Here is a 23,514-nt window from a genome sequence, read left to right on the forward strand (position 1 = left end):
AGAGAAGGGCACTGAAAAAGTTTGGTTTTAACTTTTATGCTGTCCTTTCAACAATGTGCGAAACCGTTGCCTATTTTGAAGGGTTGATACGAGTGGGTTTCTCGTATCAGGAGAGCAATGAGTGAAGCCATTGTTTGTCAAATTAAAGCCACTGTAAAAGTTGATTTATACTTTTTCAGTAGAGAGAGGTGAGGCAAATGAAGGACGTCATGAATTGTCCGAAATGCGGAAGTATTTTTGTTAAGGCATTTCGCCCTATTTGCTCGAATTGCTATCGAGAACAGGAAGCAAATTTTGAAAAGGTATCGAAATTTTTACGTAAAAAACAAAATCGAACGGCATCGGTCCAAGAGGTGCATGCCAAGACAGAAGTGCCCCTTGATTTAATTCACCAATTCGTTCGTGAAGGTCGTATATTACGAAGTCATTTTCCTAACTTAGGTTATCCGTGCGAGTCATGTGGAAATGAAATTCAACAAGGGCGCATTTGCGATCATTGTCGGGACAACATTACAGACGGACTTGATTCTATAAAGAAAACGGAACAGCTTAAAGAGCAGATAGCAGATCGTGAACGAGAAAAAATTCACACATACACAACATTACAAGATCGAATTGAGAAAAAAGATTAACAAATGATAGTAACGTGCCGATATATACTATGATATAGTCGGTACGTTTTTTTTTGTTACAGAATAAGAATTGAAAAAATTCGAGGAAAAGACATGTGGGAAAAGCATAGAGAATGTTGGCAAACGCAAAGGAGAGCGACGGCTTCGTACATTACATGTTTTTTTGAAAGAACTCCACTTTTAGAAAAACTGAAAACCGCTGTAAAGGTTCCGTATGCCGCTTTAAAGAATAGACGCTGTCGCGTTTTTCTTAATATGATAAAATACATGTCGTTTTAAATAGCATCTTAGTCATGATTGAAGTAGAACGTACGAAAGTAGTTTGAATTAAAAAAGAGGTGTAACGATGAAAGTCAACCCGTATCAATCCATACAACAGAATGTATATAAAAAACAAGTTGATAAGGTCGGAAAAGATGCAAATTCAAATAAGAAACAAGATGCAGTACAAATTTCTCGAGAAGCGTTACAGATGCAGCAAGAGACACAAGATCCAGAACGTATGAAGAAAGTTGAAGCGTTAAAGGAACAGATCGAATCAGGTAAATATAAGGTAGATCCGAAGGCTGTTGCTGCAACCTTTTATGATTATTGGAATCAATAAATTTAGGGGAGAGATTAAGCTATGTCGTTAAAGGCTCTCATTCAACTGATGGAACGTCTGGACGAAATCCAACAACAATTATTGATCATAGCAAAGCAAAAGGTGGAGCCGTTAAAAAAGGGAGAAATGAAGGCAGTTGAAGCGCTCGTGCGTGAAGAGTCTAAATGGATACATCAGCTTGAAATGACAGAAACATTAAGAACAAAAAAAGTAAGTGCTTTTTTACAAGAACAAGGTTTTGAAGATAAGGACGCAAGGATGGTCGATTTAGTACCATATGCGAATGAAGATGAGCAACGAAGGATGACCGAGGTTCAACAGTCTTTAGTTGACGTAACAGAACAGTTAAAGCAGCAAAATCAATTTAATCAGCAATTAATAGAAGAATCGCTTAAATTAGTGAGGACTTCACTTGATTTAATGATTCCAATGAAGGAAGACATCAGCTATAGTCCGAACGAAAAGCAGGAATCTCCGCTAGGTTCAGGACATTCATTATTTGATTCTAAAGCATAACGTTAGGGAGGAAGAAAATCAATGACATCAACCTTTCATGGGCTTGAAACTGCGCGCCGAGCATGATGACACAGCAATATGCACTTCAAACAGTAGGTCATAATATAGCAAATGCGAACACGGTAGGGTATACGAGGCAAAGAGTGAACCTCACTCCGACAGAGCCATTTCCGAATGCGGGAATGAATGCCCCTCGTATTCCTGGACATATCGGAACAGGGGTGAAGGCAGGCTCAATCCAACGAGTTCGCGATCAATTTATCGATGTGCAATTTCGTAATGAATATAATAAATTTGGTTATTGGGATACTCGCTATAAGTCGTTAGAGAAAATAGAAGATATTTTAAATGAGCCGTCGAATGAAGGGTTAAGTAACCAAATTGATGAATTTTGGAAAGCGTTGCAAGAGTTATCACTAGATCCTAGTGATTCAGGTGCTCGTCGAGTTGTCCAACAACAGGCCGTTGCTGTTGCTGAAACATTCAATCATGTTCATGATTCTCTTGTGAAAATCCAAAATGATTATAAAAATGAAATTGAAGTGACCGAAAAGAAGATCAATACATTATTAAATGAACTAGACAACATTAATCAGCAAATTCGCGAAACAGAACCACATGGCTATGTGACGAATGATCTATATGACCAACAGGACAATATTTTGGACCAACTTTCTCAAATGATGAACATTAAAGTCACTCGTGAGAAAAGTGGGGGGAATGCCAATTCTGTAGCTGAAGGTGCTGTAACGGTTACACTTATTAATGATTCTGGACAGCCGATGACCGATGCAAATGGAGATCCTATTGTTCTCGTTGACGGTACAGGACAAAGTGGACATAAGTCATTAGCGATTGAGTTTGATGAGGATGATCCGTTTGTGAGTGGTTTTACGTTCTTGGATGAAGACGGGGAGGTTGCTGTAGAGATTGATCTTGATTCGATGCCAAGAGGTGTGATGAAAGGTTTGGTTCAAGCTTATGGCTATGGCGAGGATGCTGATAGTGTTCAAGGTGTTCTTCCTGATATGATTAGTGAAATTAATGAAATGGCATTTGTCTTTGCGACAGAAATTAATAACGTTCATCAAATTGGATTCACTAAGCCTGACATCAATGGAAATGTTGCATTAGGTGGCTTGTTCTTCGATTTATCTGCGATGGCTGGCGGAGCAGGTGCAGCTAAAGCGATTAAAATCCATGATAATATTAGAAATCTAGATAATATTGCGGCTTCTGGTGTGAGTCTTGATCATATCGTTGATGGCCAGAAGGAAGTATATAAAGATCTTTTAAATGCAGATCGAGATGAAGATTACTATGATAATATTCGCAACTTCTTAGAGGATGGCTCGAACTTTGTTAATGGACAGCCAGTTGCTTATGAAGGGGACGCTACGAATGCGAGCCGTCTTGCTGATATTAAGGATTCTAAGCTATCATTTGGCGAAAGTTTTACAACAATTGGAAGCTTCTATCAATCGGTGATTGGTGATATGGCTGTTAATACGTCAGAAGCGAAGAGTATGAGAAATAACTCAGAAGGACTTATGCATAGTGTCGGCTATCATCGAGATGCGATTAGTAGTGTGTCCTTAGATGAGGAAATGACGATGTTGATTCAATTCCAGCATGCATATAATGCAGCGGCGCGGAACATAACGACGATTGATGAAATGTTAGACCGTATCATCAATGGTATGGGTATTGTCGGAAGATAAGATTAGGTAGGGGCTTGGGTTTGATTCTTTAATGTCTCTCAGATAAGAAGGGTAGGAGTTTCGTATGCGAGTCACACAATCAATGTTAACAAATAATACATTACGATATATTAATCAAGGCTATAACCAAATGGCGCGACTGCAGGATCAACTCGTCACTGGTAAAAAGATTACTCGTCCTTCACAAGACCCCGTTGTGGCAATGAAAGGGATGCGCTATCGTACAGAAGTGACAGAAATTGAGCAGTTTAAACGAAACATGGGTGATGCTCATAACTGGTTGGAAACAGCTGATTCAGCACTCGATCAAGCGAACCAAGTTATGCAACGAATTCGCGAGTTAGCAACGCAAGCTTCAAACGACTCGTATGATGCAGCAGAGCGAGCTAACATTTCCAAGGAGATCACGCAGTTGAGAGAGCATCTACAATCAATTGCGAATACAAAAAATAGTAATAAATATATTTTCAATGGGACAAATACAATGAATCCACCTGTGATTGATATGGAAGAGATGATGTATTTGCCTGAAGATTTGTTGAATGGAACGATTGATCCAGAGGAAGCGGATATAGTCTATAACGGACAAATCTATCGGTATGTTGGCGAAGTTGGTGGCGAACAAATTTATCAAGATGTCAGACAAACAGAGCCGGCATTTGGTGATCCGCAATTTGAAGAAGGGGCGTTTCGATTAACAGTAGACGGCAATGGAACGGTGAGACACATTAGACCGAATCCTACCGATGGTGGAGACCCGACGGTTAGCAAGACGTTAAGAGCGAACGATGTCGTTGTCGCTAATCGCCAAGCTGTGTCATTTAATACGCAAAATATTGATATTGAACTGACAAAAGGTGTGAAGATTCCGGTTAATGTCAACCCGGGTGAAGTGTTTAATAACGCCATCTTTGGAGATATTATTCGATTAGAGCGCGCCCTACAGGATGAGTCGGTAACTGGTGATGAGCTGACTTCCTATATTGATAATATGTTTGGACACGTCGATACGATTGTGTCGGTGCAAGCAGAGGTTGGTGCTCGAGTAAATCGACTTGAAATGATGGAAAATCGTATGTTAGATCAGGAAATTACGGCAAAGAGAATTATGTCGGATAATGAAGATGCAGATATTGAAATGGTCATTATGGAGCTGATGATGCAGGAAAACGTCCATATGGCTGCCCTTGCTTCTGGATCTAGAATTATTCAGCGATCACTAGTCGATTTCCTACGTTAATGGTGTAAGGAGAGGGTATAGATGCAGCTTGCTCAATTAAATATCTATCAAACCTTCGCTCAAACAGGTCTGCAAACGATACAGCCTACGATGAATGTAAAGCAACATCATGCCGATTTGCGAATCCAACAAGAGCATGCGAATCTTGTAGAAATTAGTACAACAGGACAACGACTGTACATTGATCAAACAGAGGCATTTGCCGATGCCCATTTAAAAAGTCCTCTTCGTCATAGTCTTGAATTTTACAATTCAACTAAGCAAAAAACGATGCAATATATTGCCAAAACGGCACAAGAAGGTGAGCAATTAAAGCGAATTGATCGAGGTGTTGATGCCATTCGTTCAATTGCGAAACAAAACTACGGTCCGTCACACCCTAGAGTCAACATTGCTTATATGCCTTCTTCGATGTCGAAAGTTGTGATCGATTACGAGCCAAGCGAAGTACACTATCATGTTCGAAAAAGTGAACCGAAAATTCAAATTATACGAAGAGAACCCGATATTACTATTCCGCGTTGGGAAACAAACGTGTACATACAACAAAAGAACGCGATTGCATTTGAAGCGACCGGTACAGCCATTGATCGGAATTTATAGAGAGTGCTTCAAAGGTTACAACACCTTTGAAACATTCTCTTTCTTTATAAAGAGAAAGAAACTAAATCATGCAAACTGGGTGTATCATCGTTTTGATTGTATGATACACTAACGACAGTTGTGATAATGAATGAAAGTAAAGCGAAATAATGAGGTGTGAACAATGAAAGTAGAAACAAAATACATTGGTGAGATTGATGTGAAAGAGGAACAAATCATTACATTTCCTACAGGAATCCCAGCATTTGACGATGAAACATCTTTTGTCCTTCATCCATTTGACGAGCAATCGCCCTTTCTCGTTTTGCAATCAACGAAGTCAGTCGAGATCGCCTTTATCCTTGTCAACCCATTCGATTTTGTTCAGCATTATGAAGTGAAGCTCCAAGATGCTACCAAAGAACAATTAAACATTGAAAAACCAGAAGAAGTCGCTACATATGTCCTGTTAACGGTGAAAGATCCATTCGAAGAAACGACAGCCAATCTCCAAGGTCCAATTATTATTAACGTCCGTACAAACAGTGCAAAACAAATTTTGATGAGCGACAGTAGCTATACGACGAAGCACCAAATCTTCAAACAAGCTACGAAAACCGGAAAGGGGGAGTAACGATGCTCGTACTCTCTCGAAAAGCCAAAGAAGCACTGAAAATTGGGGATGAAATTGAAATTAAAATCCTGTCGATTGACGGTGATCAAGTCAAAATAGGAATCGAGGCACCAAAGCACATAGACATTCACCGCAAAGAAGTATACATCCAAATTCAAGAAGAAAACCAAGCTGCGGCACAAACGGTATCGCTTGATGTGCTGAAGGGATTTGGGAAGAAATAATAAGTCACTCATTGCTTAAAAGGCACTGAAAAAGTTGATAACTAAACTTTTTCAGTGCCTTTGTTACGTCTTATTCATTCTTTTCGCAATAATCACCTAATTGCCCTAAGTATTTTGCTTGATTCCATTTCGTAATTAAGTCTTCCTCTGCTAGTTGCCCTAACCAATCATAAAATGGTGTTTGCCACGTTTCCTTTTGTTCTCTAGCTTGAAGGAAGTACCTTGATAAATAGTCATGTATATGAGCAGGTATCGAACAAACACGTAAGTGGCGATACACGATTTTCGCGTGAGCGTTAACATCTAACCTCATAAAGGTGATTAGGCGATGAGCGATCCATTTGTCGACAAAGAGTTCATCTACTTTTGAAGAAGGGTTTAATGGATAGCTATACACAAAGCTATCCTCCCCTTTGCCGATTTTAAAGAGGGGAATGAGAAAATGCTCTGTTTCCGTCTTCTTTTCAAATACAGCAATTTCGATCGGAGAATGATAAAGAACCTCTTCTCCCCTCTTTGACAATCCCTCTTCATATAGCTGAATAATCGAATAAGGCTCACTCTTGATTCCGACGAGACTGATCGTGTGATTCACAAATTCCGGGGGGATGTTACTGTTGTCCAAACATATATGTTGATTTACTTGTTCGATTTGCATATATAAGCCTCCGTATTGATGATAAAAATTGCTAAATTAGGCGTATAAATTTCCATGAACATAAGCAGAACGCCAAAGTTCTACATTTGAATGACAGCTGACGAACTCCAAAGCTTTTTGTTGTTTTTTGTTGAATTCACTTTCGCTTAATTCGACAAATCGTTCGATGATTTGAATAAACGAGTGTCGAACGCGATTTGGTATAACCATAAACCGAAAAGATTGAAACAGAGGAGCTCTTCGCCATTACCTGCTGAGTCATTGGCTGTGTGACTTACAATGATTAAATCGCATCTCACTAATTTCATAAGAAAGCTCTTGAGCTTTTCTACTGATTTAGGAATAAAATGATAATATTTTTCATCGGCTGCTTGACCGATTTTTAAGAGGAAAATGAGACTCTCTTTATCATCGCGATGTTGCTGACCAAGATGAATGCCTAATTCAATACTTCCCTTTCGCACCTCTTGATGCTGCTGTTCGTTTAACTGATTATCGTAAAGAGTCACCAATGCAACGGTGTCACGAGGACTTTCAATTGAAAAGGAGCCCTGCTCCACCACGTGTAAAGTCGGTTGTTTAATATGAAGATATGGATTAACCTTATGCACTAACATACAACCACCTCTAGAACTTATTTACTATGCAATATATCATACAAATGATAAAAAATCATAAAAAATTTAAAATATGGAAAAAGCGTAAGGAATAAAAAGGATATAAGAATGGAGTGAACCTTTGTTTAATTGCTATTTCTCCTTTTTGGTTACGCTTATTTTTATTAAGTCACAATGCTCACGAAAAAAGAACTATATTTTTTTAAAAAAACTATTAAACATCATAAAACATCTGCCGATATAATAAATAAGCGTGAAGCAAAGGGTGGACGGCCGCCATTTTTTGTGGATCTCTTATACTTATCCAACCACAAGGACGTGGGCGGAAACACATTCAAGGAGGAAGTTATATTATGATTATTAACAACAATTTATCTGCAATGAATGCACACCGTCAACTAGGTATTAACCAATTTGCTGGTGCGAAAGCTCAAGAAAAATTATCTTCAGGTCTTCGTATTAACCGTGCTGGTGACGATGCTGCTGGACTTGCAATCTCTGAAAAAATGCGTGCGCAAATTCGTGGTTTAGACCAAGCTAGCCGTAACGCACAAGATGGTATCTCAATGATCCAAACAGCTGAGGGAGCTCTTCAAGAAACTCACTCAATTCTACAACGTATGCGTGAGCTTGCTACACAAGCAGCGAATGATACGAACGTTGATGTAGACCGTGGTGAAATCCAGAAGGAAATCAATGCATTAACTTCTGAAATCAACCGTATTTCTAACACTACTGAATTCAACACTCAAAAGCTATTAAGTGGTGGCTCAAACGGTGGTGGATCATTTACTGCTAACTTCCAAATTGGTGCGAATCATGGACAAAGCATGCAAATCGAAATCTATAACATGAGTGCTGCTGCTCTTGGTTTAGAAGGTCAAGAGGGAACAGTTAATTTTGATGGTACAGTTGGTGCTTCAGTAAGTGGTTTAACTGGTAATGGTGCTGTAGGTAATGCTCAGTTCAGTGGAAATGGTGTTAATAACGGAACGAACAATACACCAACTGGTTCTGCACTAAGTGTATCTACTCATGAAAATGCAGCAGCTGCTATTGAGCAAATCAACCACGCTATCGAAACAGTTTCAGCGCAACGTTCTTCACTTGGTGCGTTCCAAAACCGTTTAGAGCACACAATCTCTAACTTGGACAACTCTTCTGAGAACTTACAAGCAGCTGAATCACGTATTCGTGACGTTGATATGGCGAAAGAAATTATGGAGTACACTCGTGCGAACATTCTTTCTCAAGCTTCTCAATCAATGCTTGCACAAGCAAACCAACAACCACAATCAGTTCTTCAACTTCTTGGATAATCGATTATTGGTTGAAAAAGACTCTGTATTTTTACAGGGTCTTTTTTTATGCAATGAAGTGTCCAGTAATTGACAGGAAGTCCTTTTCGTTAAGGCTAAACTTCTAAGTCTAAATGACGATATAATAGGTAGAAGAGTGTAGAAAGTTGAGGGTTATTTTATGAAATTGAAGATTTATGACGAAACGTATCAATATCATAATGAAATATCGGTATTAGAGGATGTTTTTAAAAAGATTAATGACATGATTGAACAATCGGACGAATTTTTTAGTCATTTAGAAGTAGATCAAGTTGAAGTTTATGAGAATCATGATGCTTATTTAGTGGAACATATTGCTACAGTCGAAGAAATTACAGTCATTATGAAAACGAAAATCGAAATATTAATCGAAACGATTCAAACGACAGAAGTCTATCTAACGGGAGCATTACCAGAGGTTGAAGCATTATCTGAAGCATTTTATCAAAATCCAACAGAGCAAACATGGGATACATTCGGACAATTAGTCGAAGGAATGAATTGGTTAATTCAATTAGTACAATCTATTAAACAAATTGATTTGGAAGTACCGTATATGGAGGAATATGTCGAATCATTAACGACGATGGAATCAGAGCTTCCTACTTTATTAGAGGCTGTAGAAAATAAAGATGCGATTTTGATTGCTGATGTTATTCATTATGAGGTGCTGCCTGCTTGGCAACAATTGAAATCGACAGCAACGAAGACGATTGATGAGATTGGCACTCGTCCTGAAGCTAACTAGAAAGAAGTGTTACGTATGTATAAAGGAAAGAAACTATTAATTATAGGTGGTACGGGAACAATTGGCCAGCATTTACTGCAGGAATTGTTAACGCATAACCCTGAAGTGATTAGAATATTTAGTCGGGATGAGTATAAGCAATTTGAAATGCAACAACAATTTCAAGAGTATCGGAACATTCGTTATCTTATCGGTGATATCCGCGATGCAAAAAGGGTCTCAAGAGCAATGGAGGATATTGACTATGTGTTCCATCTTGCGGCGATGAAGCATGTTCCGGCATGTGAATATAACCCTTTTGAAGCGGTGAAAACAAATGTGTTAGGTACTCAAAATGTCATACAAGCAGCATTAGAAAATGGTGTGAAGCGTGTCCTATTTACAAGTACGGATAAAGCGATTGCTCCATCCAATACATATGGGGCGACAAAGCTCACTGCTGAACGGTTGATTTCCGCCGCTCAATATCAAAAAGGACCGAAAGAGACGGTTTTCTCATCTGTTCGTTTTGGAAATGTGATGGGCTCTAGAGGTTCAGTTATCCCGCTATTTAAAAAACAAATTGTCGAAAAGGGACGAATTACGCTTACAGATGGTTCGATGATTCGCTATATGATGACTCCTTCGCAAGCGATACAGTTAATTTTAAAAGCGAATGAAATCGCTCAAGGTGGAGAAGTATTCGTATTGAAAATGCCTATTATTAAATTAAATCATCTAGCGGAAGTGATGATTGAAGAAGTAACAAAGAAATGCAGAATAAATAATAAAGTGGAAATAAAAGAAATAGGCTTACGACCTGGTGAGAAGCGGTATGAAGAGCTGATGACAGAGGATGAATCGAGAATCGCTTCGGAAATCGAAGAAATGTACATTCTTCCACCACCATATGGAGCAAAAAACAATTCGTATCAAGGTGAACGAAGCACCAATCATTACCAGCTTCCAAATGATTCGGAAGCTATCCCGAAGGAAACGGTTCGAAAATGGCTTATAGAGGAACAATTGATATAATTTTGCAGCTGATGAAGTGTACGGGAGGTTTAACATGTTAGTAGATAATATTCAATACTTACGAAAGCATTATCGTCACATTCGAGAATTAATACAAAAGTATGAACCTCAATTGAAGAAAGAAAAAATGGAATCGATCCAATCTCGTAAAGGATATCCTACCTTACAAATAACAACAAATGAACGTAAAACGTTCCTCCATAGTAAATATGATCCGTTAAATGAAGCGAATAAGTGGATCGAGCAATATGCTGACCAAGTTGATCAATATGAGCATGTTTTATTTTATGGAGTTGGATTTGGCTACCATATAGAAGAGTTTATGAAACGATGGCCACAGAAAACCTTCTCTTTATATGAACCAAGCCCAGCTGTTTTCTACCATTTTATGAACCAGCGAAAGCTAATAGATTTACCTATTCAACAAATGAGGCATCTATATATTGAATGGACACAAGAAAGTGGTAGTCAATTTGTTCAGCAGTTTGCAACAGAAGTAAGTGATAAAGTTCTCTTAATTCCATTACCAAGTTATGAACGGTTATTTCCAATTCAATACGAACAATTTCTAACAAATTATAAAAACTACGTACAGATGAAAAGCTATTCTCGTAGTGCAAGCTATTTCTTTGCTAAGCGATGGACAGTTAATAGCTTCATGAATCTACCTACTACGTTAAACACGCCTAATATTTTCGATAAGAAGGATGTGTTTAAAGGAAAACCAGTTCTGATTGTTTCTGCCGGGCCTTCATTACAGGATGAGTATGGAAATTTGCGCTATATTAAAGAAAATAAACTAGCGTATATAATCGCGGTAGGCTCTGCCAATCGAGCATTAATTGCTCAAGACATTATGCCTGATGCTGTTTGTACATATGATCCACAGCCTCATAACTTTACTGTTTTTAAACCTATGTATGAAAAGAATATGACCTCTGTACCGATGATCTATGGTACGACCGTTGGGTTTGAAACGTTAGATTATTACCAAGGCCCTAAGCTACACTTTGTGACAACACAAGATGCGGTAACCCCTCGTATTATTGGAGATGAGGCGATACCGAAAATAGAAGATGCTTTCTCTATTGCGATCGTAACATTACAATTAATGGCGACATTAGAGGCAAGTTCAATCATTCTAGTAGGACAGAACTTTGCATTTAGAGAGAACCTTTATTATTCCAAGGATATTAACCGTGGAAATGAAACTGCAGAGCTTCAAGAGAAGGATGTTAAAGAAAGTCTCTGCGTTGAAGATGTTTACGGCGGACAAGTGAAAACGAACGCAGCATTTAACCAAATGAGACTTTCGATGGAATCCTACATAAAACGATATACTGACGTGGAAATTGTAAATGCAACGAAGGATGGAGCGAAAATAGAAGGGGCATCTTTCACCCCACTTGAAAAGATCATACACGAAAGGCTCACAACGGCAGTCGTGAATGAAAATTGGTATGTAGGTGAGAACCATTACGAGGATGCAACGATTGCAGAATCCGTTCAAAGTATGTACCAATCGATTGACGATTTTATGGATGATTGTTCCAATGTGTTCACTTCCCTAGAAAACATTCAAAATAGCTTGAAGCAAAAGAGCCGTCCAAAGATAGAGCAAGCGTTTATAGAATATGACCACGCCTTTAAACAATTCATATCAAATCAGTACGGTCAATTGATCATCCAGCCGGCTACACGTGACGTATATAAAACATTTGTTGAACGTTTACAAACAATAAAACATAACCCTGATATTTTTAGTAAAGCAACTTCATTGCTAAAAGAATCTAGTTTGTATATGAGTGCGAGTCGCCAAATGTTTAATGAACTGACTCCATTTGTTAAAAGGCAGGTGCATCGAGGTCAAAATGAAGCAGTCACGTACCAAAGTAATTGTGGAGTCTTCAGCTATTCGAGTCGTTGGGAACGAGATTATTTATCTATAGTTGATGTAAACAGAAAAAAAGCAACTCATCTACCTATTGAACAGGCAACAAAAACAGGTGAAACGATAAAGTTTAACTTTAAAGGAACAACTCTTAAAGTAAAGGCATGTACAAGAGAGGATTATGCAGCAAATATACTCATTAAAATTGACGGTGTAGAAGAACCTTTTTCTACTAAAAACAAAGAGGTAAAGCAAAGCTATGTGTGTGAATATGATGAGGTTGTATATGATTGTGGGGAATTAGAGGATCAAATGCATCAGGTAGAGATTGAACTACTTGAGGATATGCCTTTTGTATTTACAGGAGTGGAAGTAGGAGAAGGACGAGTCTTTCATATTGATGAAGTAATAGATGTTGAGTCATTAGAAGTAGGAAAACGAATTCGATGTCATTATAAAGCTACTTATAATAAAGTAGGGGAGTTTTCTGACCTAGGAAAAGCAGTTGGAGCATTTATTCCACCAGAATCGTCAGCTTATCCAGATGGTGATTTTTATTTTATTATGGTTGATTTCGAAGATGGGAAGAAGAAGCTGATTGCGGATCGGAATGTGCAGCATAGTATTTCGTGGGATACGTTAGAATATTTTGGAATTCCTAAAGGGAAAAAACTGAATTTAGATCGTGAAGAAGCATTTATAAGATTACTTTTGGGAGGAAGTGCTTTTATAGATCAAAATAATAACAAAAGCTATGGCAATCAGCAATTAGGCGCTTGGCCACATACAAATGAGTGGGATCAATTTGTAAATATAAATGATTTTAATATAAAAGAGATTGCAAGTTGGTGTAAAGATAAGGCTGAGATAGGACTAGAAAATACATGGTATATTGGTAATGAATTTACTACAACGATCATTACAGAAGAAAAAAGACAAAATGGAAGAATTCTTAGAGGGAACATTGATCACAAGTATTTATTATCATTAAATCGAAAGTTAATAAGAGAAAGTGAAGGTTTTAGACCTTTGATTTTAATACAGGGGCAATGTAATAAATAAAAGGGAGTTGAGTCCAACTGAAAGGTGTAATACTTGCTGGGGGAAAGGGAACAAGGCTTTATCCTTTAACTAAAGTGACAAACAAACATTTATTACCAGTCGGTCAAGAGCCAATGATATACAATCCAATTAAGCAGCTTATTTCAGCAGGAATAAATGATATTTTAGTAGTTACAAGTACAGAGCATATGGGACATGTAGTTAACCTGCTAGGAAGTGGCAATCAATTTAAATGTGAATTTACTTATAAAGTTCAAGAAGAAGCGGCTGGAATTGCAGATGCTCTATTATTAGCAGAAGGTTTTGCAAACGGAGAGAAGATTGTAGTGATTTTAGGAGACAATATTTGTGACACTTCGATAAAAAGAAATGTACAAGCTTTTGAAAAGCAAGATAGGGGAGCGAGGGTATTACTAAAAAAAGTAGGTGATCCTGAGCGATATGGGGTAGCGGCTATAGATGAAAGAAAAGTTATTCAAATTGAAGAAAAGCCAATGGCTCCTAAATCTGATTATGCAGTAATTGGTTACTACATGTATGATGGTAGTGTGTTTGATTATATAAGAACAATCGAACCATCTGGTAGAAATGAATTAGAAATAACTTCAGTAAACAATATATATATCCAGGACAACCAGTTAGAATACGACATTCTAGAAGGAAACTGGACAGATGCTGGGACTATTGAATCGTTGCAATATGCTAATGAGATCATGTATCGAACAAGTAATAAAATACTAGATATTTAAGATGCAGGATAATGGGATTAAAGGAGAAGTAGGATGCTTTATTTTATAACAGGCGGTGCTGGTTTCATTGGAGCAAATTTTATTCACTATATGTTTAATAAATATAAGGATAAGATAACTATAGTGAATATTGATAATCTAACTTATGCAGGTGATGAAAAAAATTTAAAGAATATAGACTCTGTTTCTAAGGATGGTCAGTATTTTTTTGAGAAAATTGACATTTGCAATAATGAAATGATAGAACGCTTATTTCATAAATATAGACCTGATTACGTTATTAACTTTGCGGCTGAGTCTCATGTCGATCGAAGTATTAAGACACCGCAAAAATTTTTGCAAACAAATATTTTAGGTACGCAAGTTTTATTAGATGCTTCATTAAAGTATGGTGTTAAAAGGTATCATCAGGTTTCTACGGATGAGGTCTATGGATCCTTAACTGATGTAAATGATTTCTTTACTGAAACTACCTTATTGGACCCTAGCTCTCCTTATTCAGCTTCAAAAGCATCAGCTGATTTAATATGTCAGGCGTACTATAGAACCTATCAGCTACCTATTACAATTAGTAGATGCTCTAATAATTATGGACCGTACCAACATCAAGAAAAGCTGATACCTATGATTATTCATAAAATTATAGAAAGAAAAAGAATACCTATATATGGTGATGGTTTAAATGTTAGAGATTGGTTATATGTAGAAGATCATTGTTCTGCATTAGATATAATTTTACATCAAGGGGAAGATAACCAAATTTATAATATTGGTGCTAATAATGAAAAAACAAATATTGATGTTACCTTGTGCCTAATCAATCAAGTAAGAGAAATTCTATCTATAAACGATGGTCATTTAGAGAAATTGATAGAATTTGTAGAAGATCGAAAAGGCCATGATAGAAGATATGCAGTAGATAGCAATAAATTAAAAACATCGTTTAATTGGAGTGCTACTGTTGATTTTAATGAAGGAATCAAGCGTACTGTTCACTGGTATTTAAAAAGGCTTCATTTAATATAACGATAAGGAGTTAACAAATGGCTGAAAGGTTGATAGAAAACAAACCTATCCCTGTAACAGAACCATCCTTTCCACCTTTAGAGGAGTATATGGAATACCTTAAAGAAATTTGGGAAAGCAAACAACTAACTAATAATGGTTCAATGGTGCAAAAACTCGAAGCAGAACTGAGAAAGTACTTAGGCGTAAAGCATTGTTATTATGTAACTAATGGCACTTTGGCATTGCAGTTAAGTATTAAAGCCCTAAATCTAACTGGTGAGATTATTACTACACCATTTTCATTTGTTGCTACTACTTCGGCTATAATCTGGGAACAATGTACTCCAGTATTTGTAGATATAGATCCAAAAACTTTAAATATAAATCCCGATTTAATAGAAGAAATGATTACAGAAAAAACCGAGGCTATTTTAGTAACCCATGTTTTTGGAAACCCGTGTGATGTGGATCGAATTGAAGAGATTGCAAATCGGTACAAATTAAAAGTGATCTATGATGGTGCTCATGCTTTTGGAGTGGAATATAAAGGTCAATCCTTGCTATCTTTTGGTGATATTTCCACTGTGAGTTTTCATGCTACTAAGCTATTTGGTACAGTTGAGGGCGGCGCAGTCATTACAAACAACGATGAAATAGCACACAAAATCGAATATCTGAGAAACTTTGGAATGAGTAATGGGGAAATATGGGGATTAGGTATTAATGCGAAGAACTCTGAATTGCACGCTGCGTTTGGGTTGTGTATGTTACCGAAAGTAAATGAGTTTATCTCTAACAGAAAAATCGTTAGTCAAACGTATGATAAGCTATTTTTGATTAGAAATATAGGTATTACAAAGCCGTCATTAGTGATGAACGCTAGATATAATTATGCATACTATCCAATCGTCCTATCAAATGAAAAAATGTTGTCAAAAGTTATGAACGATCTTCAAACAAAAAGTATTTTTCCTAAAAGATATTTTTATCCGTCTTTAAATACATTGTCATATGTAACTTATCGATCAAAGGCCATTTCTGAAGAAATTTCAAAGAAGATCCTGTGCCTTCCTTTATACAATAACTTAACTATTGAAAATGCAGAGGGAATTGTGAATAACATTATTGAAAGTATATAAATTATGTTTCTAATTTGTGGAGGGTTAGGTGTGGATAAGAAAATAAAAATTCTAGTAACAAGTATCGGCAGTTTAGTTGGTCAAAATATTCAGGAATCTCTTGAATTTAATGCTTCAATTAGACGAGATAAAGTAACTTTAATTGGAACAAATAGTATTGCGGAGAGCCCTAATAATTATAAGTGTGATTATTGTTATTTAGTCCCTAATACAAGTACTAATGAGTATGAATTAATCATAAAAGAAATAGTTCGTGAAGTTGAGCCTGACCTAATTTTAAGTGGTAGGGATGAGGATACTGAAGCTATATACAGAATAATGGAATCTAATCCAGACCTAAAAGGGAAAGTACCTTATGGTAATTTAGATACACTATTATTTGCACTTGATAAAATGAAAACATGGGAATTTTCTAAAAAGTACAAGCTGCCCTTTGCTGAATCAATTGAAGTAAAGAAAAATAGTGACAAAAAAAGCTATTTGGATTTTGTTAAGAAAGTAGGTTTTCCTTTGATAGCAAAACCGGTAAGAGGTTATGCTTCAAAAGGTGTATTCTTTATTAGGAACTATGAGGATATCAATTTTGTTTTAGAATTGGATGGATACATGTTACAAGAGTATCTGGGAGATCCCGAGTTACTTGAAACTTACTTTAAGTTAATGGAAGGTCCGATTCCTTTATTCTCTCATGCACCAAATGTTATTCACTATTCATGTCATACAATACTAGCGCCAAATGGTGAAATTGCTCCCGTATTTATTTCAAAAAATGAGCATGATGCAGGAAGGACTCTAGGATTTACAAGAGTTGAAAATAAAGAATTGGAAAAGTTGACATTAGATTATGCTAATGCATTATTCAAAGAGGGTGGAGCAGGCCCTGTAACTGTGCAATTTAGAAAAGATAGAAATGGAAAGTGGAAGGCTCAGGAAATGAATATGAGAACTAACGGTAATACATTTCCACGATTAATGTTAGGTCAAGATGATATAGGATTAATTATTAAATATTTTGTTAGCGACTTTGATTTCCCGATTCTAAATAATAAAGATGAAAATAATTATCTAGTCACTAAAAGTCTGCTGAGTAACTTTCTAAATAGTAATGAAATAGAAACATTAAGAACAACAAATAAATGGACAAAAAACAAGTGAGGAGATCGAATGAATTCATCTGATAAAATAGCTCAACTTGTCTGTAATACTCATTATGATGATTTGCCAGAGGAAATTATCTTAAAAGTCAAAAGAGCAATCATTGATACTATAGGAGTTACATTAGTAGGATCCCAAGATCCAATTGGACACAAAATGAGGACATTTGTCAAGGGTGAATCTCTATCCCCATATTCAAGTGTTATTGGGGGAGGATTTAAGACTAGCTTATCAGCAGCAACTCTTGCAAATGGCACAATGGCACATATTTTGGATTATGATGATTCAGGAGCAAACACTCAAGGACATCCAAGTGCACCGATTTTACCAGTATTATTAAGCTTAGCTGAACACTATCATATTGGTGGGAAAAAAATAATAGAGTCATACGTTGTTGGTGTTGAACTTTTTTCGTGTTTATCTAAAGCAATGCCGATGTTACATATGAGAGGTTGGCATCCCACGAAGGTGTTAGGTACTTTAGCTGCCACGGTTTCAGCGGCAAAAATCTTAGATTTAGATTATTCACAAGTTAAAATGGCAGTAGGTATTGCTGGATCTCAAGCATCAGGGTTAACTATGAATTTTGGAACAATGACCAAAGCATTACATGTAGGGAACGCTGCTCAAAGTGCGATTACTTCAGTGATGCTAGCTAAAAGTGGTTTTACTTCATCAGATAATATATTTAAGAATGATGGAGGGTTCTTAGAAGTATACTCGGATCGAGAAGAGGAAGATTTAATAAGAAATTTAGAGTTATGGGGGAAGCCGTATTCAATCATTCAACCTGGAATTAGTGTGAAAAGATATCCCTCTTGTGCATTAACGCATAGAGCAATAGATGGTGTAATTGATATGAAAAATAGTCATGAATTTACTTACCAAGATATTGGAGAACTAGAATGTCGTACCTCTCCTAGAGCATTACATGTATTGAAATATACAAAGCCTCAAACTATTTTGGAAGCAAAGTTTAGTATGCAGTATGTATTATCTGCAGCTGTAATATTTGGTAAAGTAGGCTTGAGCGAATTCACTGAGGAGAAGCTTAACAACTCCGAAGTCATCAGATTAATGGAGAAGGTGAAGGTTAGAGTTCATAATGATTGGGAAGAAGGAGACAACCTTAGGGAAGATGAGGTTGTTATTACTTTATACTCTGGTCAAACAATTAAGAGAAAAATTAAATTTGCTAAAGGATCGGCACTGTCACCTATGAGTCTAGAAGATCTAATTGATAAATATGTTGACTGCGCTAGTTGTTATCTTAATACAGACGAAATAAATAGTTCATTAGAGCTATTACTCGATTTTGAAAAATTAGATAGTATCAATAGGTTGATGTCGATTATTTCAAAAACAGCGTAAGCGCTCAGTTAAAGGAGTGACAATATGAAAAAATTGAATTCAACAGGTCCAACTATACACGAAACTGCTAAAGTTAGATTTAGTCAAATTGGAAAATGGACTGAAATTGATGAACGGGTTCGAGTTACGGAAAGCAATATAGGAGATTATTCATACGTGTTACATGATTCAGAAATGATATACACTAACGTTGGGAAATTTTGCGCGATTGCCCCTTTCACGAGAATAAATGCTGGGAATCATCCAATTTCAAGGCCTGCTCTTGCCAATTTTACTTACAGATCTTCTCAGTATGATCTTGGTGAAAATGATCAAAACTTTTTTCAGTCGAGAAGAGAGCAAAAAGTTACAATTGGTCATGATGTTTGGATAGGACAAGCGGCTTTAATTATGCCTGGTGTGTCTATTGGTACGGGTGCAGTAGTTGGAGGTGGGGCTGTAGTAACGAAAGACGTTGCGCCCTACACTATTGTTGCTGGAGTTGAGGCAAAACCGATACGAAGGAGATTTAGCAGTGAAATTGAAAATGCATTATTAAGGATTGCCTGGTGGGATTGGGATCATAGTAAGATTAAAGACTCTATGGCTGACTTTCGAAATCTGTCAATAGAAGAGTTTTGCGGAAAATATGATCCAATAGAATAATGAAGGAGGTTTAATGTTGTTGTGGGGAGTTCTCATTGTAACAAACCTATCATCAGTGTTTGTTGTATGACTTATAATCATGAGAACTTTATCTCTGATGCGATTGAAAGTTTTTTGATGCAAAAAACTGATTTTGATTTTGAGATAATAATACATGATGATGCATCAACAGATAAAACAAAAGAAATAGTTGAATATTATGAAAGAAAATACCCAAATTTCATTAAGCCCATTTATCAAAATGAAAATCAATACTCTAAAGGTATTAGAAGGGTGACAGCACAATTTTTAATCCCTAAAGCAAAAGGAAAATATATAGCTTTATGTGAAGGGGATGACTATTGGACCGATCCATATAAGTTGCAGAAGCAGTTTGATTATATGGAAGCGAATCCTACATGCTCTCTTTGTACTCATGCAACAAAGGTTATAACTTTTAATAAAATGATGAATGAAGAAGAAGACATTCGAAAACCATCAGATAATAATATAGTTAGGTCTAATGATGAAATAATTATGCAGGGGGCTGAAATAAACCATACATCATCATTTTTTTTCCAAAAAAGAATATTTAATGACCTCCCAAATTGGTACTTTTATTCTACAGGTGATGATGCTTTAAGGCTATTATGTATATCTCATGGATATGTTAGTTATTTAGATGGAATCATGTCCGTTTATCGGAAAGGCGTAGTAGGTTCTTGGTCTAACCGTGTAAGGAATCATAAAAGGAATCGTATTAAACTATATGAAAATAAGTTAAAATTGCTTGAGGAATTTAACAAAAGTACATTGAAACTACACGATGGAATTATAACTAAAAAAAAGCAAAAAGTATTATATACGTTGGAGTTCTATAAAAAGGTAGCAAATGATGGGGGAATATGGGCAAGGGCGATTATTAATTACATGCATAAACAAAAGGAGAAATCAATTAAAGTTGCTATTTTTGGAGTGGCGGATACAGCTAAAGAAATAAAGAAACATCTTAATGATCATAATGTTGGCGTATCGCTGTTTTTAGATAATTATCATTATGGACAGACTGTGGAAAACGTACATATCGTTCATCCAGAAAGCTTAGTCGAAAATAAAAACGGTATTAATTTAGTAGTTATTACTGTTTGGGGAAAACAATATGTAGAAATAAAAAAACAATTACTAGATTATAATCCAGCTTTAAATGTACTAACTATGAATGATATTAGCGAATATTAGATTAAGGTAACTTAGTTTATCAATACTTCAAAAAAGGTGAGTAGATGAATAATAGTAAAGCCATTGACTTTTTTGCTTGGAAACATCATTACTTCGAACATTTATTTCCTATATGGGATTCGCTTCCTCCAAAATATAAAGGGAATTTTTATGTGAGTACTCACATACATGAAATAAACCAGTTTTTTATACCTACAATTGATGATCATTTTAAGATATCTAGTAATCTACAGCACATAATTCATGAGTTATCTAACAGAAAAATAGACTTCTTGTTATTCCTAGTATGTATGGTGATTTTATTGATACAATTAATAGACCTATTGCTTTAGTTAGTCATGGCGCTGGTCAAACCTATAAAGAAAAAGAGTATACGTTAGTTCCGTTTCGAAAAAATGTTATTCTTGACATCCTTCCAAATGATCATATTGGACAAGTTTTTAAGGAAAGGTATCCTAATACCACAATAGAAGTTGTTGGTTGTCCTAAGTTAGATGAATGGTATAGAAGTTTTGAACCACCTCAAAATCCAAGGCCGGTAATAGCTCTATCGTTTCACTATGATCGTAATTTTGTACCCGAAACGAGAACGTCGTTCCCGCATTTTAAAGAGTCTTTAAAATGCTTAGCCGAAGAAGCTGAAAAGAAAAATTGGTGTGTATTAGGTCATGGGCACCCTCTAATGATTGAACACTAATTCCGTACTATGAAGAATACGGATTTGAAGTTGTTAAAGATTTTAATGAAGTCATGAATAGAGCTGATTTATATATATGTGATCATATGTCTACATTATATGAATTTGCAAGTACGGGAAGGCCTGTAGTGGTGTTAAATGCTCCATGGTATAGACGAAAAGTAGAGCACGGCTTACGATTTTGGGAGTTTGCTAATGTTGGTATAAACTGTGATGAACCTAATCAATTCATTTCCTCGATTGAAAAGGCTTTGGAAGATCCGTTAGAGCAGAAAGAATTACGAAAAAAGGCTGTTCAAGGAGTATATAAGTATACTGATGGCAGGGCATCAGAAAGGGCAAGCAAGGCATTGGTGAAATTTGTCGAAGCCAATAAAGTTCACTTACCATCAAGAAGACAGACTCAGGTAAAAGGTTATTCCGGAATTAATACCCTTTTGAAGAAGCAAATAGATACAAGTAATAGCAAAATTATTATATATGGTGCTGGAGATCATACAACAAGGTTATTGAATAAATTGGAAAGTATTAATGTTATTGCCGTTGTCGACAAGGATCCTAGCAAGGTCGGAACGTACATTAATGAAATTCCTGTGCATTCTAAAAATATGATCAATCAATTAGGAGCAGATGTTATTTTAATTTCATCCCAAGCTTACGAAGAAGAGATATATGAGGATTTAATCAAAGAATTTAAAGATTTGAAAATTTACCCTTTATACAAAAGTAATCAATCCTTTGAAAAAGAGATTTTCCTAGAAATATACTCATGATAGAGAAGGGGATAAGAGATGAATATATCTGCAATTGTTCCTGCTTACAATGCAGAAAAATATTTAAGGTTTGCATTAAATAGCTTAATAAACCAAAGCTATCCACTCGCAGAAATTATTATTATAGATGATTGTAGTCAAGACGATACTCTTAAGATAGCTAAAGAGTTTCAATCAAGGTTCAATGGATTGAAGATCATTCATCAAATAGAGAATAAAGGGGTTTCTTCAGCGCGAAACATAGGTATAAAAAGGGCTACAGGTGATTGGATATTATTTTTAGACGCAGATGATATAGTTGATAAGAACTTGTTAAAAAAGCAAGTAGACATTCTTTTAAGTCAATCCAAAAGTAATGTTGATAAGTGGGGAGCGGTTTATCCTTCTTATCAACAGATTGAAAAAGAAGGTCAATCATTAGGAGACCTTATAAAAGGGAAACAAGTCCCTGCGAAGGAGTCATTTGGGTATTTCTTATTAAGAAACCAAATAATAACTCCTTCTGGACTATTAGTAAAAAAAGATAAGGTACTCGATTTAGGAGGGTTTGATGAATCCCTAGCTTTAAATGAAGATTGGGATTTATGGTTACGAATGTCCAAGCACTATGGCTTTTTATATGTAGAGGATGCAATAGCTAAAGTAAGAAGACATGAAAATAATACAACAAATGAAATAAGAAATGCTGTACATGGAGAAAATTCAATTTTAAACAGATTTAAGTTAGAAGAGATTAGGAATGCAATATTTAAACGGAGCCTGCCTTATACTCTTAATAAACTTGAATATACTTCTATGCTTTATCGTTTAGGCCATTGGGTTGACGGATACAACGAGATACAAAATATAAACGATAACGATTATGCTGCTGACCTGTTCTTTTTGAAAGCACTTTACAAAATAAAGAAAAAAGAATATGTTCATGCTAAACACGATTTAGAATTAGTAGTAGCTAAGAACAGCAGTAATGGTGCGGCATTAAATAATTTAGGAGTTTTACAAGCTATTTTGGGTGATGTAAAAAGTGCAAAAAAGAATTTTGAAAAGGCGCTTGAATTATTTCCTGGATACTTAGATGCATCATATAATTGTGAGTTGATAAATCAAAATAAACATAATCTTGAATATAAGTTTACCTGGAGAATGTTAAGGAAATCATTATTAAGATATAGTAAATAATACTATTAGGTTATTCCCCAATGCTTTCATTTGGGGAATTTTGTATGTTTGTTAATTATATCATATGCTAAAATAAATCAATAATAAGCCGATATTA

The 23,514-nt window shown here is 36.0% G+C and carries 24 protein-coding genes; 22 read left to right on the top strand and 2 right to left on the bottom strand.

Annotated features, from left to right (window positions below):
• The first annotated feature begins 197 nt into the window (after positions 1-197).
• From JCM9152_RS16540 to csrA, 8 genes are all read left to right on the top strand, one after another.
• Positions 198-632, top strand: coding sequence for a TIGR03826 family flagellar region protein (locus tag JCM9152_RS16540; RefSeq protein ID WP_035346403.1), 435 nt, complete (start codon positions 198-200; stop codon positions 630-632).
• A gap of 346 nt (positions 633-978) precedes the next feature.
• Positions 979-1,236, top strand: a complete 258-nt coding sequence (gene flgM / locus JCM9152_RS16545) for a flagellar biosynthesis anti-sigma factor FlgM (protein WP_035346405.1) — start codon at positions 979-981, stop codon at positions 1,234-1,236.
• Positions 1,237-1,257: 21 nt separating this feature from the next.
• Entirely contained in the window at positions 1,258-1,752 is a 495-nt protein-coding gene (locus JCM9152_RS16550; protein WP_035346407.1) for a flagellar protein FlgN, read from the top strand.
• Between the two features lie 62 nt (positions 1,753-1,814).
• Positions 1,815-3,473 carry a flagellar hook-associated protein FlgK gene (gene flgK / locus JCM9152_RS16555; RefSeq protein WP_235715742.1) on the top strand — a complete coding sequence of 553 codons (1,659 nt, stop codon included), beginning with the start codon at positions 1,815-1,817 and terminating at the stop codon, positions 3,471-3,473.
• Positions 3,474-3,537: 64 nt separating this feature from the next.
• On the top strand, positions 3,538-4,713 hold the full coding sequence (flgL, locus tag JCM9152_RS16560) for a flagellar hook-associated protein FlgL (RefSeq protein ID WP_035346409.1): 1,176 nt from the start codon (positions 3,538-3,540) through the stop codon (positions 4,711-4,713).
• 21 nt (positions 4,714-4,734) lie between these two features.
• Positions 4,735-5,316 (top strand): DUF6470 family protein, encoded by a 582-nt coding sequence (locus tag JCM9152_RS16565; protein ID WP_035346411.1) that lies wholly within the window; start codon positions 4,735-4,737, stop codon positions 5,314-5,316.
• 163 nt (positions 5,317-5,479) lie between these two features.
• Entirely contained in the window at positions 5,480-5,929 is a 450-nt protein-coding gene (gene fliW, locus JCM9152_RS16570) for a flagellar assembly protein FliW (RefSeq protein WP_035346413.1), read from the top strand.
• Positions 5,930-5,931: 2 nt separating this feature from the next.
• Positions 5,932-6,153 carry a carbon storage regulator CsrA gene (csrA, locus tag JCM9152_RS16575; protein ID WP_035346415.1) on the top strand — a complete coding sequence of 74 codons (222 nt, stop codon included), beginning with the start codon at positions 5,932-5,934 and terminating at the stop codon, positions 6,151-6,153.
• A gap of 70 nt (positions 6,154-6,223) precedes the next feature.
• Here the strand turns inward: csrA and JCM9152_RS16580 are convergent, their stop codons facing one another.
• Together JCM9152_RS16580 and JCM9152_RS16585 are read right to left on the bottom strand one after the other, a co-directional pair.
• On the bottom strand, positions 6,224-6,811 hold the full coding sequence (locus JCM9152_RS16580) for a hypothetical protein (protein ID WP_035346416.1): 588 nt from the start codon (positions 6,809-6,811) through the stop codon (positions 6,224-6,226).
• A 146-nt stretch (positions 6,812-6,957) separates the two neighbouring features.
• Positions 6,958-7,428 (bottom strand): hypothetical protein, encoded by a 471-nt coding sequence (locus JCM9152_RS16585; RefSeq protein WP_035346418.1) that lies wholly within the window; start codon positions 7,426-7,428, stop codon positions 6,958-6,960.
• 353 nt (positions 7,429-7,781) lie between these two features.
• Between JCM9152_RS16585 and JCM9152_RS16590 the strand changes: the two genes are divergently transcribed.
• From JCM9152_RS16590 to JCM9152_RS16655, 14 genes are all read left to right on the top strand, one after another.
• Entirely contained in the window at positions 7,782-8,747 is a 966-nt protein-coding gene (locus tag JCM9152_RS16590) for a flagellin N-terminal helical domain-containing protein (RefSeq protein WP_035346420.1), read from the top strand.
• Between the two features lie 160 nt (positions 8,748-8,907).
• Positions 8,908-9,516 carry a DUF8042 domain-containing protein gene (locus JCM9152_RS16595; RefSeq protein WP_035346423.1) on the top strand — a complete coding sequence of 203 codons (609 nt, stop codon included), beginning with the start codon at positions 8,908-8,910 and terminating at the stop codon, positions 9,514-9,516.
• Between the two features lie 15 nt (positions 9,517-9,531).
• Entirely contained in the window at positions 9,532-10,530 is a 999-nt protein-coding gene (locus JCM9152_RS16600) for an SDR family NAD(P)-dependent oxidoreductase (RefSeq protein ID WP_035346424.1), read from the top strand.
• Positions 10,531-10,564: 34 nt separating this feature from the next.
• Entirely contained in the window at positions 10,565-13,483 is a 2,919-nt protein-coding gene (locus JCM9152_RS16605) for a motility associated factor glycosyltransferase family protein (RefSeq protein ID WP_052016042.1), read from the top strand.
• A 17-nt stretch (positions 13,484-13,500) separates the two neighbouring features.
• Positions 13,501-14,232, top strand: coding sequence for a sugar phosphate nucleotidyltransferase (locus JCM9152_RS16610; RefSeq protein ID WP_035346426.1), 732 nt, complete (start codon positions 13,501-13,503; stop codon positions 14,230-14,232).
• Positions 14,233-14,265: 33 nt separating this feature from the next.
• Entirely contained in the window at positions 14,266-15,258 is a 993-nt protein-coding gene (gene rfbB, locus JCM9152_RS16615) for a dTDP-glucose 4,6-dehydratase (protein ID WP_035346427.1), read from the top strand.
• 17 nt (positions 15,259-15,275) lie between these two features.
• Positions 15,276-16,379 (top strand): DegT/DnrJ/EryC1/StrS family aminotransferase, encoded by a 1,104-nt coding sequence (locus tag JCM9152_RS16620; protein ID WP_035346429.1) that lies wholly within the window; start codon positions 15,276-15,278, stop codon positions 16,377-16,379.
• A 30-nt stretch (positions 16,380-16,409) separates the two neighbouring features.
• Positions 16,410-17,534, top strand: coding sequence for an ATP-grasp domain-containing protein (locus tag JCM9152_RS16625; RefSeq protein WP_035346431.1), 1,125 nt, complete (start codon positions 16,410-16,412; stop codon positions 17,532-17,534).
• A 9-nt stretch (positions 17,535-17,543) separates the two neighbouring features.
• Positions 17,544-18,905, top strand: a complete 1,362-nt coding sequence (locus JCM9152_RS16630; RefSeq protein WP_035346433.1) for an MmgE/PrpD family protein — start codon at positions 17,544-17,546, stop codon at positions 18,903-18,905.
• Between the two features lie 24 nt (positions 18,906-18,929).
• A complete protein-coding gene (locus JCM9152_RS16635) occupies positions 18,930-19,550 on the top strand; it encodes a DapH/DapD/GlmU-related protein (RefSeq protein WP_035346435.1) in 621 nt (206 codons plus the stop codon).
• Between the two features lie 21 nt (positions 19,551-19,571).
• Entirely contained in the window at positions 19,572-20,768 is a 1,197-nt protein-coding gene (locus tag JCM9152_RS21500; protein ID WP_052016044.1) for a glycosyltransferase family 2 protein, read from the top strand.
• Between the two features lie 286 nt (positions 20,769-21,054).
• Entirely contained in the window at positions 21,055-21,465 is a 411-nt protein-coding gene (locus JCM9152_RS16645; protein ID WP_035346437.1) for a hypothetical protein, read from the top strand.
• Positions 21,465-22,238: a CDP-glycerol glycerophosphotransferase family protein gene (locus tag JCM9152_RS16650; RefSeq protein WP_268870751.1), complete on the top strand. Its 774-nt coding sequence runs from the start codon at positions 21,465-21,467 to the stop codon at positions 22,236-22,238. Before JCM9152_RS16645 ends, JCM9152_RS16650 begins: the two co-directional genes overlap by 1 nt.
• An 18-nt stretch (positions 22,239-22,256) precedes the next feature.
• The gene (locus tag JCM9152_RS16655; RefSeq protein ID WP_035346442.1) at positions 22,257-23,417 is read left to right on the top strand and encodes a glycosyltransferase; all 1,161 of its coding nucleotides are present in this window, start codon (positions 22,257-22,259) and stop codon (positions 23,415-23,417) included.
• Positions 23,418-23,514 lie beyond the last annotated feature (97 nt).

The organism is Halalkalibacter hemicellulosilyticusJCM 9152 (genome assembly GCF_000513115.1).
GTDB classification, from domain to species: domain Bacteria; phylum Bacillota; class Bacilli; order Bacillales; family Bacillaceae_D; genus Halalkalibacter; species Halalkalibacter hemicellulosilyticus.